Consider the following 17,648-nt stretch of genomic DNA (forward strand, 5'->3'; position numbering starts at 1 on the left):
TTCGGCATGATCCGAAGCCCCCAAAAATTATCTGGAGACTGACGCCATGACGCGACGCTTCTCTATCGGCCGGCACCCCTTGGCGCCCGACGCCCCGCCGCTTTTTTTCGCGGAGATCGGAAGCTATTTCAACGGCGACGTGGATCTTGCCGCAGGGATGATCAAGCGCATTCTTGCTGCCCAATTGCAGGTGCCCGAGCAGCCTTTGGCGCTAAAGACCGAGATCCTGAACGATCCGGAAATCTGCCTGCCGGGCGACACGACAGAGACCTACGCAGCCAAGGACGGTCGCACCCGGCAGGAAAATTACCGCACGCTGATCGAGCGGAAGGTCGTACCGCTGGAGGCATATGCACGCCTGTTCAAACTTGCAACGGACGCCAACGTGCCGCTGGTCGTTTCGATATACGACTTCGTAGCAACCGATTTCGCGGCAGCACATGGCGCGGCGGCACTGAAGATCCCATCCTCCAATCTCGTCCACATTCCATTGATACGCCATGCGGCCGCGAAGGGGCTGCCGCTGGTCATCGACACCGGCCGCTCAACCATTGGAGAGGTACATCGGGCGGTATCGACCGCGCGCGCGGCAGGTTGCGAGGATATCGTTATTCAGCACAGCCCTGACGGTCACCCCGCCTTGCCGAAGGCACACAATCTACGCATCCTGCAGACCTATCTGAGCACGTTCGGCGTGCCGGTTGGCTTGTCCGATCATCACGTCGGCCTTGAAGCGCTCTATCTGTCGATCGCACTCGGCGCAACGGTTTTGGAGAAAGGCGTCCACGTCGCGGCCGATGAACTCGATCAGGACATTTCTCACTCGGCAGCGCTGGATGACTTGCCGCGCATTCTGCGGTCGGTTTACGAATCCTGGCAGGCGATGGGGAAACCCGCTCGCGATCCGAAAGCGAAGATCGACGGCGTGATCGGCACTTCGCAGCGCCAGTGCGTCGTCGCAAAGCATGATCTCAAGCCAGGAAGCGTCGTCTCTTTTGATACCGTGCGCTTTGCATTTCCGTGCAAAGGCATTCCAGTTGAATACTGGGATCTCGTCGCGGGCTGGACGATAACCTCGCCCGTTGCGGCGGGGACACCGGTGCAGTGGCACAATGTCCAGCAACGACCTAGCTAGGGAACCCGCGTGGAAGGACCTGGAGCCGGGGCTGCCACAATGGTGTTTGGCCGAGCCGGCCGAAAGCGTCCGTCTGCTCGAGGCAACCGGCCTGAAGGGTAGCGTTTCGGTATTGAACTTCGACGGCGTGCCGCAAAAGATGTTCCGGATTGACTCGGCGGCCCACCCGCCGGTTTTCCTGAAGCAAATCCCGCCGGAGCGTCGCGCGGCAGCTATCCGCGCTGAGGCCATTGGGCACTGGCTGGCCGGTCAGGGCATTCACGCAGCTGCTGCCCTTGCCGGATTTCCAAAACCGCTCGCCGATGGAGGTGTTGTGGTGGCGATGCCCTATCTCGAGGGACGGCGGCTCAATGCCACCCTTGGCGACTGCGTGGCGTTGGGGAAGAGCGTGGCCGCATTCCACACCGCACTCGCTCGCCACCCCGCCAAAGAGCAATGGCACGCGCATACCCAAACGCGTCTTGCCGAGTTGACATCGATACGGGCCGACTGCGCGACCGGACGACTCACGGTTGGCCCGGAACCCGACTTTCTGCGAATCCTTGCGTCAGACCAGGCCGTCGACTTCACAGGTCCGGGCTTGCACGTGCAGCCTCTTCATGGCGACCTTAATCCGGGCAACACGCTGTTCGTCGAGGGGCAGCCCCTGTTGCTGGACTTCGAGGATGTGTTTCATTCTGTCCTGCCCGTACGGTTTGAACTTGCGCTGATGGTCGAGCGGTTCATACTCGTACGCGTTGATGACGAGGCTGCCGTGGACCTTGGCCGCGCCATGCTGCAAAGCTACGAAGCCGGCATCGACAACGGGCCGCAGCAAATCGAAATCGATCCGGTCGACGTTTTTCGTGCATTGGCATTGCGCTCGCTCTGCGTTTTGGCGCTCGCGGCAAGCAAAGGCACTTCGATATCCGACGCAGAGTGGCGAAAATTCTCTCGACTTGAACGCCAGGCACGCGAGCGCGCGCAAACCATACGTGCCATATTCAGGGATGCCGCATTGTGACCTTCCGCCTGCTGATTACGGCTCGCGATGCTGCGGCATCCCTTCACCTGATCGAAATTGCAAAGGCGGCAACGAGTCGCCGGGATATCGCAATCGAAATCGCCACCCAAATGCCGGCAACACGGTATTTTCGTAACGCGGGCATAGCTACCCATGAGGTCGATCTGCCGCCAAGCGCTTCCCGCGACTGCCCGGAGGGCGCCGCGCTGATGCGGGAAGCGGACGCCATCCTCGAACGAACAATGCCGGACTCGGTCCTTTGCGGTCTTTCGACGCCATTCGATGGAGGCATTGACGAAGCGGTTACGGCGGCTTTTCAAGGCCCGCGATTTGTCATGCAGGACTTCTGGGGCGAGGCTAATCTTCTGTTCGGCCAAAAGGCCGATCTGTACTTCGCGCTTGATGCAGAAGGTGTTCGTCTCAGCGCTGAGCGCCACAATATTCCCGCGGTTGCGATCGGTTCGCCGCGGCATTCAGCTTATAGTTCAATGAACATTCCATCGATCCGGCAGACGGTGCGAGATCGACTCGCAATCGAGCCTGGCACCGTGGTGATGGGTTTCTTCGGCCAGGCGCTGCATTCGATAGACGGTTACCGCAGAACGCTGAGTGCGTGGGCGGACGCGGTGGCTTCGCAAGCAGGTCCTTGCGTCATCATCTATCGCCCGCATCCGCGCGAGCACGCCGAGGATGTAACCTGGTCGCACCAGCGCCTCGCCGGCTCGGGCGTGCGTTGCGTTCTCGGCGACTACGGAGACGTGGAGCATTCTCTGCTGGCTTGCGATGTTGTCTGTAGCGCATTTTCGAACTGCACCTACGACGTCGCCTACCTCAACTATTTTTCAGATAAGCCATTGATCTCGCCGGTTGCGCTATTCTTCGATCCCGGTATCGTCGATTATTTTCACCGCATGGTGCGCCTCGCCGAGTTTCCATATTTGAAGGCCGGCCTGGTAATGGCGGTACGCCAGGAAGCCGACCTTGCTGACACCCTTGCGCGCGCCGCTACACCGCAAGAGAAAGCGCTCTCTTGGCAGCAGGCCCGCAAGCTCGCCGACCCTGCCGCGGCGCCGATGCGCGTGCTCGATGCGATATTGAAGTACCCCGGACAGGACGCGCCGGGCCGGACCTGATGCTTGGTCATGCGGAAATCAACCAACGATTTCTCGAACTCGACCGTCACCCGGTTCTGCTTCGAGAGGCGTTCGATGGATGGCTTGCATGGCCCATCGTCAAGGAACGGATTTGGCTGCTCTGCTTTGAGGTCAATTCGCAACCGTCGCCCGCCGACAGTATTAGACGACTCCGACTGGGAATATCTCAGATCGTTCGCGGTCTTGCCGTTCCGATCGAGGCTGACCTGGCGTTGTTTTATGAACCGCGCGAGGTGACTCCCATTCCCGGAATCACTCTGCACCCCCACCTGGGAGAGATAGATCACCTCAAACCGGGGCGGCGTATTCTGCACTACCGTTACGACTGGGGAACGACCCGCGATCGGTCGGCCGGGCCCGGCCTGTTTGACAATTATGGAATTGGCGCAGTGACTGCGGCCGGCGCTTCGGTTGTGTCCCGCGCTCCCGCCATCCGACGCCTCGCCGAAGGCCTGAGCGGCGCGATAGCCGCCTTAATCCCGGAGCTCCCGCGGCAAGTCGTAGCCCTGACCGTTTCAAACCAGCTGGCGCGCTTCAGAATTCAATTTGGCCTGATCCGGCTGCTCCTGAAGCGTTGGAAGGTAAGGTCAATCGTTGTTCTCGATGCCAGCGCGAAGATTCCTGAAATCGCCGCGGCGAAGTCGCTAGGACTGCCAGTCACCGAAGTTCAGCACGGCATGTTCAGCGCCAAAGAGCCCCATTATTCCTGGTCGGCAGTGCATCGCGCACTTCCGCTCAAGTTACCCCTCCCCGACCGGATGGTCGTGTTCGGACCGTTGTGGGGGGACCAGCTGCGTCGCGCGGGATATTGGTGCGGTGATGAGATAATCGAGGCGCCAAGCCCTATCCTCGACAAGTACCGGCATCTGGCAACTCGACAGACGAGCGCAGCGGCCGATTCTCCTCTTCGACTCGTCTTTCCCACTCAACCCTATGTGCAAGCGGCGGCGATCCAGTTCTTGAATGGGATACTTGAGCGCCAGAAAAATTCCGGCTCGGACACCTTTCGCTTGCGCATCAAGATCCATCCGCTTGAGCGGACACAACGCTCTGAGTATTTGGTATTGGCCGACAAATATCCGGAAAGCTGCAGCATCGCGGCCGACGACAGTGAGGCATTCGACGAAATGCTCAAGGCGGACTGCGTGATCGGCTACACCTCATTGATGCTGCTCGAAGCCATCGGCCTTGGTATTCCTGTGGTCGGCTTGCGCGGGGGCGCGGCCGCTGAAGGTTTTTGCGCTACCTTCGAAATGCCCGAGCTTGCCGACATTATTCCCGAGGTTTCGAGCGCCGAGGCCCTTCTGTCGCTCATCTCAATGTGGCGAAATTCAACTGGCTATGTCGAGCAAAGAGCTCTAGTTGCGCGTGCCATGACGCGCGTCTACACAATCGACGGTCCCAAGGTCGAGGACATCATCGGTCATGCCTGAGTCGCTTCCCCCGCGATCCGTTTTGATGGTTGCGCAGCGGCCGTCCGATTACGTCGAAATGCGGCGTTGCGCTGTTGCGCTTCACGAGATCGGGTGGACATCGCTGCTACTCTATTTCGGCCAGAATAATCCGAACGAAGAAGAGCAGCAAATTTTTTCCGAAGTCGTGGAATTGCAACGAAAAGGCATAATCTCACGGTATGAATTCGTGCGTTTCGTTCCAGCAAGAGTAAGCGAGAGAAAACCACAAATAGAACGAGAAACGCTGCGGCAGCGCTTGAGAAAAACCTCTGTCATAAAAACAATACTGGACGCTCACCCTTCAATTAGGCGGGGCCGTGAGGCATTACGCAGTTCTTACCCCAACGAAGTATTGCGCCTAATCCGGGTGGCGGTCAGAATAGTGTTGCTCTACCTGGGGGATGAGCGAAAAATACGACAGAGCGTCGCCAATCTAAAACCAGATGCGATCGTCCTCCCGGAGGACGTTGTCGGATTAATTACGCCTCTTGTCATCAAAGCAGGTCATCGCTGCAATATCCCCTCGGTGATCGTGCCCTACACAATCGCGAACCAGCAGGAAGCTTTTCTCAGCTTGCAGCACAATCCAAGCTATCACTACTCACATTGGGCAAACCGTGCTGTCGGATGGATGTTTCCCCGGTGGAAGATGACGCAGGACAATTTGGCGCTAGTTCGCTTGCCTGCTCCCTATATCCTCGGGCACCAGCTGACTTCGACGAGCCCGCCCAATCCATGGATGATGAACTCCGGATTCGCGAACGCGATCGCCGTCGAAAATGACGCGATGCTGGATTACTATCTTGGCTCCGGCCTTCCACGTTCGAAAATGCACGTATTGGGCGCGATCTACGATGACTATCTCGCAAAATATAAGCTGAACAAGGAAGCCGAACTTTCGGCGCTGCGATCTGAACTGGGAATTGTGGATGCGAAGCCGCTGCTCGTGATCGGCGGGTGCCCGGATCAATCCACGTCATGCCCCGCTGGATTTGAATTCGACGACATTACCGATTTCACCAAACAACTCGCCGATGCACTGCAGCCGCTCAAGGCACGCTACGAAATTCTGATGCGGCCCCATCCGAACTTCACGCAAATGGCCGACGTGATGGCGGCACACGGCATTCGTACGACCATGATCGATACCGCCCGACTCGTCGCGCTCGGCGACATCTATCTCGCATTCGGGTCGGCGACGATCCGCTGGGCGATCGGTTGTGCCGTTCCGACGCTTAACTATGATGTCTTTCATTATGACTATGCCGACTACAAGAACGTCAGCGGCGTCGTTCATATCGACTCCTTCGACCAGCTTCGCAAAACGTTTTCGGACCTTCTGTCGAACCCGACCCTGGCGTCAGGTCTGAAGACTGAAATCGCGGTTTCATCGAAACGCTGGGGCAATCTCGATGGCAAATCCACACGACGAATCGCCGGGCTTATCGATGGTCTGTGCCGCCTTGATCACGTGCCACGGACCAGCCAATAAGGCTGCGGCAACTTACATGACGGAGGAAGAATGACTCGGGTTGCGATTATCGGCGCCGGATCGATGGCACGCGAACACATTCGCGCGTTCTCAGCATTACCGGGCGTCTCCGTGACCGGACTGTACAGCCGGACTCGCGCAAAAGCCGAGGTTTTGGCCACAGAATTCGGCATTGGATCGGTCTGCGACAATATCCCTTCGCTGAAATCGAAGAGTGCGGCCGATCTCGTCGTCGTCGCCGTCCCCGAAATTTCTGCAAACGCCGTGGCGAAGGCAGCCTTCCTCGAGGACTGGGCCGTGCTACTGGAGAAGCCCGCCGGCTACGATCTTGCCGATGCCCTGGACATCGCTGATGCGGCGTCGCAACGCCAAAAGCCGGTCTTCGTAGGGTTCAATCGCCGGTTCTATTCAAGCACAATGTCCGTTCTGGCCGACCTCGATAGCCGGAACGAACTTCGGTACGCCCATATTCAGGACCAGCAAAGTTTCGCAGAGGCTCGCCGCTACAACCATCCGGAGCCGGTCGTTCAGAAGTTCATGTACGCCAACTCGATACACGTCATCGACATGATGCGTGCTCTTTGCAGGGGCAACGTTGTCGAGGTGAAGCAGATCATGCCCTGGCGGGGCGAAGAAACCGAGGTCGTCCTGTCGCATGTCGCGTTCGATAGCGGCGACTCTGCCCTTTACGAAGGGTTGTGGAAAGGGCCGGGCCCATGGACTTGCTCGGTCAGTACGCCCAGCCGCCGCTGGATGTTGCAGCCCCTGGAACGGGCGGCCTTCCAGAATGCCAATGAGCGCAAACAAACCCCCGTCGAGCCGGATGCGGCCGATGTCGACTACAAAGCGGGGTTTCTAAGGCAGGCCGAGGCCGTGCTGGGAGCAGCTCGCGGCGAGAAGACGCGGGCGGTAGGAATAGCGGAGAGCCTTCAGACAATGCAGCTCATCAACCGCATTTTCGGCGTTTAAGCCGAACGTCATGGTCTCCCCTCCTCCTCGAATAGGTTTCGGCAAAGATCGAGGACTTCTTCGCTTTGGAGGATTCGGCAGGTCCTTCGGAATCGGCATGGATCCGGAACGACGTGTATTGGTCGCCGATATGGATCTTCACGGCATCGTGCGGTTCACGCCCGACCTGCTGGCCTACCAATGGCTCGGCGATGACGCCGGTTGGTCGGAGAGAATGCCGCTCACTGATGGCTTGGCAGAACGCGCCCATCCCCGGCCACCAGGCCGGTTCAACGGCCCCCATTCGGTGGCATGCGGGAAAGATGGACGCATTTACGTCACGACATACTATGATCCCGGCCTGCATATTCTGGCGCCAACCGGCGGGCTTGTTACGCGCATCGACGGCGCAAAATCGCTTTTCCGGTTCAAGGGTCCGGCAACCGGGATCTTCGACGCCCGCCAGCACCTTCTTGTTACGGAATACGCGCTTCACGGGATTTTTTCCTTCGACGCTGAAGGCCGGTTTGTTGGCGCACTGGGCGGCGGACGGGATGGCTTCGCGCAGGCAAGCGGGTTTGAACCCGGCAGCAAGGCCGGCTTTTTTGACCGGCCTCATATGGCGGTCACGATGAAGAGCGGCGATATCATCGTCGCCGACACTTGGAACCATCGCTTGCAACGATTTTCGCCGGAAGGCCGTTTCATGGGAATTCTCGGCGGCAGCAAGGAAGGCTGGCGTGGCGCTGATGCCGTAACCCCTCAGAGCTCCGCGCCATCCGGCTTTCACGCGCCTGTCGCCCTCAGTATCGTGGAAGACGGCCGTATCGTCGTGACCGACTGGGGAAATAACCGATTGAAATGGATCGATGCGGAAGGATACCTGCTCGAGATCGATGACTCGCTTGGTCTCGAAAAGCCCTACGATGCACAAGTTTTCGGAAATCGATGTTTCGTCGCCAATTCCCACAAGGGCGAGATCATCGTCAAAGATGTTTGATCCATGCAAAACCTGATCATCTTTGGCGCTTCCGGTCATGCGAGAGTAATTGCGGATGCCGCACGACGATCCGCCTCGTTCAATGTGCTTGGCTTTGTCGATCAAGATCGCGCGGCCGGCGAAGTGGTGGACGGCGTGACGGTGCTGGGAAGCGAGACCGGTCTGCAGAATATCCTGTCACGGTCGGCCAACATCATGGGCATCATAGGCGTTGGCGACAATCAGGCGCGAGCGCGAATCGCCGCTTCAATGAAAACGAAATTTCCCGAGCTGCAATTTGCCAACGTGATCCATCCGTCGGCCGTGATCGCCGACGATATCCGGTTCGGGCAAGGCGTTTTCGTGGCGGCGTCGGCGACGATCAACTGCGGGTCCCGACTGGGTGATCATGTCGTTATCAATACCCGAGCGAGCGTCGACCATGACTGCGTGATCGAAGATTACGGCTTCGTCGGCCCAGGAGTATCGCTCGCAGGCGGCGTGAGCATCGGACGTGGCAGCTTCATCGGTACAGGTGCCGCGGTGATCCCATCGATCCAGATCGGCAACGACGCCGTCATCGGAGCAGGAAGCGCGGTTATCCGCCCGGTCGCCTCGGGGGCGACGGTCGCGGGTGTTCCGGCGCGCGCGTTGGCTCGCGCGAAACCAGCCAAGAAGTAGCTCAAGCATGTGCGGCATCGCTGCACTGATTTCACCCAAGCCGATCGAGCAGTCCGCCAACATTTTGGCGATGTGCGACGTGCTTAGGCATCGCGGCCCCGATGGCGAGGGCTATGTACTCTTGGCGGACCGCAAATCGCATGTCATGGACCGCCGCCATCCGGTGCCGCCTGATTTTGCGATGAGCCGAGCGGCGCTTGGACACCGACGCCTGGCCATTATTGATCTCACGGAAGCCGGCGCGCAGCCGATGCAGGATACCAGCGGACGCTATTGGGTGACCTACAATGGCGAGATCTATAACTTCTCTGAATTGCGTTCGGAACTCGAATCCAGCGGCACCAAATTTCGCTCGAACTGCGATACCGAGGTTCTCCTGGCCGCGTACGCAAGATGGGGACGGGACTGCTTGCCGCGCTTGAACGGCATGTTTGCATTCATCATCTACGACAGTGAAACACAGACCGTTTTTGCGGCGCGCGACAGATTTGGTGTCAAGCCGCTGTATTGGTGGCGCGCCCCCGATGGGACATTGGCGCTTGCCTCCGAGATCAAGGCCTTCACTACCCTGGCCGGCTGGCGAGCCCATCTCGACGGTCAGAGCGCATATGATTATCTTGTCTGGGGCTTGACCGACCACAATGGCCGGACAATGTTTCAGGGCGTGCGTCCGCTTCCTCCGGGCACGTTCATCGAGATCAGACAACCAGACATCGCGATCGAGCCCGTAGCGGTCGCATGGTACACCCTTCCAACCGGCACAGCGATTGCCGCAAGCGACGACACCGTACGAGAGCGCTGGCGCGCCTTGTTCACGGACGCAGTGCGGCTGCGGTTGCAGGCCGACACCCCGGTCGGCACAGCACTTTCAGGCGGGCTCGATTCGTCATCCATTGTCTGCATCACGCATTTGCTGCGGGGTTCGGAGGACCGCGCGAGTCGGGCCGCATTTTCTGCGCGTGCGCACGACGCAAGCTTCGATGAGAGCGAGTTCATGGAAGCCGTCGTTCAAAAGACGAAGGTTTCCCAGACATGCGTCTGGCCGGAAGCGCGAGATTTGCTTGATCGCCTCTCTGATATCACCTGGCACATGGACGAACCGTTCGGCTCAGCCAGCATTTTCGCCGAATGGAAGGTGTTTGAGACGGTCGCCTCGACGGATGTCAAGGTAACGCTGGACGGTCACGGCGGTGACGAGATTTTGGCCGGCTACCGTGAATACCCCGCCCCGTTTCTCGGAGATCTGCTCCGTCGCGGACGGCTGCTCCAGTTTTTCGGCGAACTACGGGATCTAGCGAAGCGCGGCAATGTCGGGCCGGCATACCTGTTTCAGCTGGTGATCGACAATGTCGCTTCGGATCGCCTGCGATATATGCTGCGCCGGATCACGGGACGCACTATCGCGACGCCGGACTGGATCGACACCACCCGCATCAAGGTCACCCCGGCAACGCCGTTCCCCAACGCAAGAACCATCTCCGAGCTTTCGCGCTCGCAATTGGCAACGACCAGCCTGCCGATGCAGCTGCACTGGAACGATCGCAATTCGATGGCCTTTTCGATCGAGAGCCGAGCGCCATTTCTCGATTTCCGGCTTGTCGAATTCACGCTCGGGCTTGCTGACCGCTTCAAGATCCATCAAGGAATCAGCAAGCGCATCTTGCGCTCGGCAATGGCGGGAACGGTTCCCGAGAAAATCCTCAACAGGCGCGACAAGATGGGGTTTGTGACCCCGGAGGAGAATTGGGTACGCCACGAACAGCCGGACGGATTTCGCGCGGCGCTTCATCAGGCCGTGAAGGCGTCCAGGGGAGTCCTCAAGCCTGAAGCGATCGAAATGGGTAACGCCATGATCGACGGCCGAACTCCTTATAACAATCGCTTCTGGCGCCTGATAAATTTTGGCGTCTGGATGGACCGCTTCAACGTCGAGGTAGCGCCATGATTTCAGTCGTGGATAGCGGATTTGGGAACGTCGGTTCGATCATCAACATGATGCGGCACCTTGGAATTGAAGCGCAGACGGTCAGCGATCCCGACGCCATACGCGATGCCGATCGCCTCATTCTTCCCGGCGTTGGCTCGTTCGATAACGGAATGACGCGCCTGGCCGAGCGCGGGCTGATCCCGGCTCTCAACCATGCCGTGCTGGAACGGAAGCGGCCGATCCTCGGAATATGTCTCGGAATGCAATTGCTGCTGGAGAGCAGCGACGAAGGATCGCTCGAAGGATTGGGATGGATCAAGGGCCGGTGCTTGCGCTTTAAGTTCGACGGCGAACACGAGCGGTTGCGGATTCCGAACATGGGATGGAATGAGATCACCCTGGCCAGGAAAGGAAAGCTCTTCCAAGGCGATCGCGAGCCCGCCCGGTACTATTTCGTGCACTCCTATCACGCGCAATGCGCGGACAGTAACGATGTCGCAGCGACCGCAACCTACGGAACTCGCTTCACCGCCGCCATCGAACACGGCAACATTCTTGGCGTCCAGTTTCACCCCGAAAAGAGTCATCGGTTCGGCATGAAGATCTTCGAGTCCTTTGCGAAGGTAAGCGGCCCTTGAAGACCCGCGTTATTCCCTGTCTGCTGCTGAAAGACGGCGGCCTGGTCAAGACCGTCAAGTTTCGAAACGCCTCCTATGTCGGCGACCCGATCAACGCGGTCAGAATTTTCAGCGGCAAGGAAGTTGATGAGATCGCCTTGCTCGACATTGGAGCGACCGCATCGGGCGCCGGCCCCAACTTCGATGCGATCGCCGAAATTGTCGCGGAGGCCTTCATGCCGCTCGCATATGGCGGCGGCATAACGTCCGTCAGCGAGGCCGGCCGCATCCTCGAACTTGGCGTCGAAAAGATCGTCCTGAACAGCGTTCTGGCCAGCGACCCGGGAATCATCGATGGGGTTGCCGCCCGGTTCGGCAGCCAAAGCATCGTGGCATCCATCGATGTTGTCGACGGATTATTCAGATCGCGCCAGCTCAAGGTTCAGAACGGTCGCGAGTCGCTGCGCCGCGATCCGGTCGATTTTGCGCGCGAGATGGAACGGCGTGGTGCGGGTGAACTGCTGCTGACGTCCATTTCGAGGGACGGAACGGGGATGGGATACGACTGCGACCTGATCAGCAGCGTCGCCGGCGCGGTCGGTATTCCATTGATCGCCAACGGCGGCGCGGGCCAACTCGAACATTTCACGCAGGCTGTCGATGCGGGAGCGTCCGCTGTCGCGGCGGGCAGCATGTTCGTGTATCACGGTCCCCACCGCGCCGTGCTCGTTTCCTATCCTGACCGCCAACGCCTTGAATCGATCCTGCCTTGACAACTTCTTCCTCTGCCTCAGGCGGTCCCGTCTGCACAATCTGCGTCATGGACACCAGCGATCCGGACATCCAGTTCCGGAATGGCGTATGCAATCATTGCCGCGAGGCCGAAGTCCGGCTCGCCCGCATCAGGCTTTCCGCTGAAGAATCCGAAAAGAAGCTTCAGGAGTTGGCAGACCGCATTCGCGCCGACGGTTCAGGGCGCAGTTATGACGCCGTGGTCGGAATGTCCGGAGGCGTCGATTCCAGCTATGTCGCCTGGCTGGCCCATAAATTGGACCTGCGTATTCTCGCTGTGCATTTCGATAACGGCTGGAACGCGGAAGTCGCGACCGCAAACATCCATGCTGTCATCGAGGCATGCGGCTTCAATCTCGAAACCTATGTCATCGACTGGCCGGAATTCCGCGATCTGCAACGGGCGTTCATCCAGGCAGGCGTAGTCGATATTGAGATGCTTACCGATCACGCCATCATGGCCGCGATGTTCGACCTCGCCGAGCGCCATAACGTGCCTTATGTCATTTCCGGCACCAACATCGCGACGGAGTTCGGCATGCCGCGCGCTTGGGGCTGGAACAAGCAGGACTGGACCAACATCAAGGCCATTCACAGGAAATTCGGCAGTCGTAAGCTCAAATCTTACCCGCATATGGGCCTGTTAAAGACGATCTGGCGAAGATACCTCAGTTCCAATCTGCATTTTGTCGAGATTCTAGACATCGCGAACTTCCGCAAGGATGCCGCAATGGCCACGCTCATCCAGAATACGGGGTGGCGCTATTACGGCGGAAAGCACTATGAATCGATCTTCACGAAATTCTATCAGGCCCATATCCTTCCGCAGAAGTTCGGCATCGATAAGCGCAAGGTCCATTTGTCGGCCTTGATCCGAAACGGAGAGATCACGAGAGAGCAGGCGCTCGCGGAGTTGGAAACGCCGCTTTACGATCCAGAACAGCTTCGCCGCGACAAGGCCTTTGTGCTCAAGAAGCTTGGATTTTCCGAAAGTGAGTTCGACCAGTTGATGACGAGCCCACCGGTCGCGCATAACGCATATTCTTCGGATCGGCGGTGGCGCGAGGCGATTAAATCTGTCGCGAGCCGCATTGGAAAGCTTCCGGCGTGACGGGCCGCATGTCGCTTGCCTATCTCTGCCTGGAAGCACCGCGAGAAGGCGTAGCCAGCTACGTCCATGTCCACGAAATTATAGCCGGTTTGAGGAAACGCGGATGGACGGTGGATCTGGTTGCGCCGAGCCACAGCGGCGAGTGGCGGCGGCCGGGCTTGATGGCGAGAGTGCTCAAATACGCGGCCATGCAAATTTCCCTGACGCTGAAATTCAGGCGATACCGCGCGGTGTATGTCCGCGCACATCCGCTGGCGTTTCCCCTCGCCTGCGCCGCGAAGCTGTTCGGCATCCCGCTGGTGCACGAGGTAAACGGAACGTACGGCGACCTTTACGTCGCCCATCCCGGCGCTCGCCACGGCCGCCGATTCCTCGACGCCATGCAGCGACGGCAATTTCGCTGGGCGGCGGGGGTGATCTGCGTAACGCCTCAGCTCGCGCAGTGGGTCAAGAATGAAATCGAAAACCGCCCGGTCCCGGTCGCGACCATTCCGAACGGTGCTAACGTGGAACTGTTCTCGCCATCGGCGACTATTTCCGATGCGGGAATATCGGGCCAGCTTCCGGAAAAGTACGTTGTCTTTTTCGGTGGGCTGACGCGCTGGCATGGTATTCCCCAGATGCTGGCAGCGCTCGAGACCAAAACCTGGCCGAAAGACGTGTCGCTTGTCGTCATTGGCGACGGACCGGAAGCACCTCGCCTCGCCGCGGCCTCGGATTCGCGGATCGTTTTGCTTGGACGCCTTCCTTATACAACCGTCGGCGGGATCGTGGCACGGGCCATCGCCGGCCTGGTGCCGATCAGCGACCCCGACGGCAGGTCATCGTCAGCCGGATTGGCACCTCTGAAATTATACGAGACACTCGCCTGCGCCATTCCAGCCTTGGTATCCGATTTCCCAGGGCAGGCCGACCTTGTTCGCGAGCACGATTGCGGCATCTGCTTTCCGCCGGACGACGGCGAGGCGCTGGCAAGCGCGGTCGCTGTTGTGGACGCCGATCCCGCTGCCGCGCGCGCCATGGGACAGCGCGGCGCCGCCGCCGTGCGAAGCCACCATTCCTGGAACAGCCGCGCCGGCGATACCTCGGATTTTCTTGCCCGGATTCAAGCGTCTCGGGACTGACGGGCAAACCCGAGAGCCAATCCGGAGGAGCCCTGGCGCAAGCCGCTAAAGGATAAGAAAATCGTTCAAATGCTGCAGCAGCTTTTCGAGCCCGATTGACTGGTCAGTCAGGCTGTAGCTCGCCTTGGTGGCGGCGACGTCGTCGTTGCGTTCGTTGATCGCCGCATGGTCAGTGGTGCCGGTGACAAACGCGCGCAGGGAGTGATCGAGTTCGATCGCATTGGAATTGGGCTGAAGGTCGGTGACGGCGTTGCTGCCGGGCGGCGGCGAAAAGACAAATGTGTCTGCGCTGATAACAGCGATGCTGGCGCTGCTTGATGACAGGGGTTGATTCGAAGCGACCGACGCGATGGTAATGTCCGCCGCGGTGCTCCATTCGAAGCCGTCATAGGCCTGTATCCGCAGCGTATCGGTCCCGACGGCAGTGCCGCCCTCCAGCCAGAAATTCTGCAAATTATCCGCTGTGAACTCGAGCGTCGCACCCTGCGCCAAGAACGAGCCGCCATACCACAGGATCGCGCTTGTGCTCGCCGTTCCTACATCGGTAACCCGATAACTTACAATCGGATCGCCATCGGAATCCGACACCGCAATTGGAAGCAGATTCCCGCTGGTCCAGGATGGCGCGCCATGGCCAAAAGTCCGAACCGATACCGAACCTGTCACGCTCAGGGCCGGCGCGTCGTTACCTTGCGGCGTGCCCGTCACGATGCTGATATTCTGGGCCACGCCCCACTCGTAGCCGTCATAGGCCTGTATCCGCAGCGTATCGGTCCCTGCGACCGTGCCGCCCTCCAGCCAAAAGTTCGCCAAATTGGCCGCTGTGAACTCAACCGTCGCGCCCTGCGCCAGGAACGCGCCGCCATACCATAGGACAGCGCTTGTGCTCGCCGTTCCGACATCGGTAACACGGTATCTTGCAATCGCATCACTGTCGGCATCCGACACCGTAAATGGAAGCAGGTTCCCACTGGTCCAGGATGGCGCGCCATTCCCAAAGATCTCAAGCGACACCGAGCCTGTCACGCTCACAAGCGGGGCGTCATTGCCAGCCGGTCGACCCGTCACGATGCTGATATCCCGGGCCGCGCTCCACTGGTAGCCATCATAGGCCTGCACCCGCAGCGTATCGGTCCCATTGACCGTGCCACCTTCCAGCCAAAAGTTCTGCAGATTAGCCGCCGTGAACTCAATCGTCGCACCCTGTGCCAGGAACGAACCGCCATACCACAAGATTGCGCTTGTGCTTGCCGTTCCGAGATCGGTAACCCGGTATCTTGAAATTGCATCGCCGTCAGCATCCGACGTGGTGAATGGCAACAGATTCCCGCTGGTCCATGATGGCGCGCCGTGCCCAAAGGTCTGAATCGACACCGAACCGGTGACACTCACAACCGGCGCGTCGTTGCCCGGCGGTGGACCCGTCACAATGCTGATGTCCCGGGCCGCGCTCCAATCGTAGCCGTCATAGGTTTGAATCCGCAGCGTATCGGTCCCATTGACCGTGCCGCCCTCCAGCCAGAAGTTCGGCAGATTAGCTGCCGTGAATTCAACCGTCGCCCCTTGCGCCAGGAACGAGCCGTCATACCACAGGACCGCGCTCGTGCTCGCCGTCCCAACATCAGTGACCCGGTATCTTACAATTGCATCGCCGTCTGCGTCCGACACCGTAAATGGCAGAAGGTTCCCGCTAGTCCATGATGGCGCGCCATTTCCAAAGGTCTGAACCGACACCGACCCCGTCACGCTCACAACCGGCGCTGTGTTGGGAACGTAGCTCATCGTCTGGTAGCCAATTGCAGTCCAGTTGCTAGCGGTGATGAAATCGCTCGAGGTATAGCCAAACGTCCAGCTCGCAACCGACGACGCGCCCTGAAGGATGATTTGCGAGCTGTTGGCCAGATCGGTGAGGATGTAATCGCCGCCGGATATCGTTCCGGTGAATTGCCTGGTCAGCGACGAAACACTGGAGACGCCGGTAAAGATTATCCTTCCCGTGCCATCGGAATCGACAATTCGATCGGCGCCCCATCCGGCAACCGAAAATCCATAGGAGTCAAAACCCGAACCGCCGGTCAGCCGGTTATTCGTGGTGTTTCCATGGAGGGTATCGCTCCCGGCGCCGGCGACTGCGTTCTCGAGGACACAGCTTGTAGCGATTCCGACATTGTTGGTCAGTCCGCCAACTGACGAGAAGTAGCCGGCTCGAAGGTCGATTCTCTGAGCAGATGAATAGCCCGAGCAATCGAGCGTATCGGTGCCGCCGCTGTCATAGATCGTCAGCGCGGGGGCTTGTGTGTATGATGCAAAATTGTAGATTGATCCGGCGGTGCTATTGAACCCGTACGTGGTGTCGCCGGTGCGGGTCGTAGCAGCGCCGTAGATCAGCCCAGCGGCATAGATATCCGCCATCTGCGGCGTAACGACATAGCGATAAGAGCTGCCGCTGTAGTTCTGCTGCGCGAAATACGACATGATGGAGTATTGCCAGGTGTCGTTGGCAAACAGCGCATTGCTCGAGTAACTCGCGCTGCCATTATACGGGCCCTGGTGACCAAGACCGAGCGCGTGGCCGACCTCGTGAACGTAGGTCTGATAGCCGTAGCTATCTATGCCGGTCTTGCCATCATACGCGCCGCCATCGTTGGTGATCCAGTCGGCGCTGATGTTGATGGTTGCCGAGGTGATGATACCGGAGCCGGTGTAGCTGTCGGTTTCATAGGCGGTCATCGTGCCGTTATGGGTGAACGTGATGTTCGCCGCGCCGGAGGTTTCGACAAAAGTGAGGTTGGCGACCTCATGCCAGGCATTTAGCGCCGAACGCGCGAGGAACTGCTCGGCTGCATTCAAGCCACTGACGTTGTAGGTAATGGTGTTGCTGGCCCAGCGATGGCCGATGGTGCCGTGGTATTGCCAGAACCCGTTTACCAGGTAGTGGGCGAGCTGCGGAATGGTCGCGGCAGCCCCCGGAGCACTCGACGCATCAGAGGCGGAAGCGGTTGTGCCAGCCTGCGGAAAGCTGTCCTCTTCTTCCGGCCCAATATCTGAAGCTGCCGAAGTCTCCAAGGAGGCGGCTAACCGTCTGTTTGCCATCGATAACCCGTCCGCCAAGAGCTCAAATGAGAGGCCGCAGCCAACGTTCAGCGCAACGAATCGGGGACCCGTTAATCGCCAGTCAACCATGTCAATGGAACCTCGACACGTGTGAATTTTTCATTAAAACGTTAGGTG

At 59.1% G+C, this 17,648-nt stretch carries 14 protein-coding genes; 13 read left to right on the forward strand and 1 reads right to left on the reverse strand.

The genetic code is table 11. The annotated features are described in order from the left end of the window. The first annotated feature begins 46 nt into the window (after window positions 1-46). From JQ574_RS26205 to JQ574_RS26265, 13 genes are all read left to right on the forward strand, one after another. Window positions 47-1,135, forward strand: a complete 1,089-nt coding sequence (locus JQ574_RS26205; RefSeq protein WP_249119598.1) for an N-acetylneuraminate synthase family protein — start codon at window positions 47-49, stop codon at window positions 1,133-1,135. After that, entirely contained in the window at window positions 1,113-2,138 is a 1,026-nt protein-coding gene (locus tag JQ574_RS26210) for a phosphotransferase (RefSeq protein ID WP_212384032.1), read from the forward strand. The genes JQ574_RS26205 and JQ574_RS26210 overlap by 23 nt, the downstream gene beginning before the upstream one ends. After that, on the forward strand, window positions 2,135-3,271 hold the full coding sequence (locus JQ574_RS26215; protein ID WP_212384033.1) for a hypothetical protein: 1,137 nt from the start codon (window positions 2,135-2,137) through the stop codon (window positions 3,269-3,271). The genes JQ574_RS26210 and JQ574_RS26215 overlap by 4 nt, the downstream gene beginning before the upstream one ends. Next, complete coding sequence (locus JQ574_RS26220) at window positions 3,271-4,725, forward strand: hypothetical protein (RefSeq protein WP_212384034.1); 1,455 nt, start codon at window positions 3,271-3,273, stop codon at window positions 4,723-4,725. Before JQ574_RS26215 ends, JQ574_RS26220 begins: the two co-directional genes overlap by 1 nt. After that, complete coding sequence (locus JQ574_RS26225; protein WP_212384035.1) at window positions 4,718-6,238, forward strand: hypothetical protein; 1,521 nt, start codon at window positions 4,718-4,720, stop codon at window positions 6,236-6,238. Before JQ574_RS26220 ends, JQ574_RS26225 begins: the two co-directional genes overlap by 8 nt. Before the next feature lie 30 nt (window positions 6,239-6,268). Further along, a complete protein-coding gene (locus JQ574_RS26230; RefSeq protein ID WP_212384036.1) occupies window positions 6,269-7,207 on the forward strand; it encodes a Gfo/Idh/MocA family protein in 939 nt (312 codons plus the stop codon). A gap of 97 nt (window positions 7,208-7,304) precedes the next feature. Continuing rightward, a complete protein-coding gene (locus JQ574_RS26235) occupies window positions 7,305-8,186 on the forward strand; it encodes an NHL repeat-containing protein (protein ID WP_212384037.1) in 882 nt (293 codons plus the stop codon). 3 nt (window positions 8,187-8,189) lie between these two features. Further along, on the forward strand, window positions 8,190-8,846 hold the full coding sequence (locus JQ574_RS26240) for an acetyltransferase (protein ID WP_212384038.1): 657 nt from the start codon (window positions 8,190-8,192) through the stop codon (window positions 8,844-8,846). Window positions 8,847-8,853: 7 nt separating this feature from the next. After that, window positions 8,854-10,791 (forward strand): asparagine synthase (glutamine-hydrolyzing), encoded by a 1,938-nt coding sequence (gene asnB / locus JQ574_RS26245; protein ID WP_212384039.1) that lies wholly within the window; start codon window positions 8,854-8,856, stop codon window positions 10,789-10,791. Then, complete coding sequence (hisH, locus tag JQ574_RS26250) at window positions 10,788-11,411, forward strand: imidazole glycerol phosphate synthase subunit HisH (protein WP_212384040.1); 624 nt, start codon at window positions 10,788-10,790, stop codon at window positions 11,409-11,411. Before asnB ends, hisH begins: the two co-directional genes overlap by 4 nt. Next, on the forward strand, window positions 11,408-12,163 hold the full coding sequence (locus JQ574_RS26255) for an AglZ/HisF2 family acetamidino modification protein (protein ID WP_212384041.1): 756 nt from the start codon (window positions 11,408-11,410) through the stop codon (window positions 12,161-12,163). Before hisH ends, JQ574_RS26255 begins: the two co-directional genes overlap by 4 nt. Beyond that, entirely contained in the window at window positions 12,160-13,293 is a 1,134-nt protein-coding gene (locus tag JQ574_RS26260; RefSeq protein ID WP_283813777.1) for an N-acetyl sugar amidotransferase, read from the forward strand. Before JQ574_RS26255 ends, JQ574_RS26260 begins: the two co-directional genes overlap by 4 nt. A gap of 8 nt (window positions 13,294-13,301) precedes the next feature. Continuing rightward, complete coding sequence (locus JQ574_RS26265) at window positions 13,302-14,417, forward strand: glycosyltransferase family 4 protein (protein ID WP_212384043.1); 1,116 nt, start codon at window positions 13,302-13,304, stop codon at window positions 14,415-14,417. A 45-nt stretch (window positions 14,418-14,462) separates the two neighbouring features. On the opposite strand, the gene JQ574_RS26270 is transcribed toward JQ574_RS26265, so the two are convergent. Further along, window positions 14,463-17,510 carry a M10 family metallopeptidase gene (locus JQ574_RS26270; RefSeq protein ID WP_212384044.1) on the reverse strand — a complete coding sequence of 1,016 codons (3,048 nt, stop codon included), beginning with the start codon at window positions 17,508-17,510 and terminating at the stop codon, window positions 14,463-14,465. Between the last annotated feature and the right edge of the window lie 138 nt (window positions 17,511-17,648).

The sequence above is a fragment of the Bradyrhizobium sp. AUGA SZCCT0158 genome (assembly GCF_018130065.1).
In the GTDB taxonomy this organism is placed as follows: Bacteria; Pseudomonadota; Alphaproteobacteria; order Rhizobiales; family Xanthobacteraceae; genus Bradyrhizobium.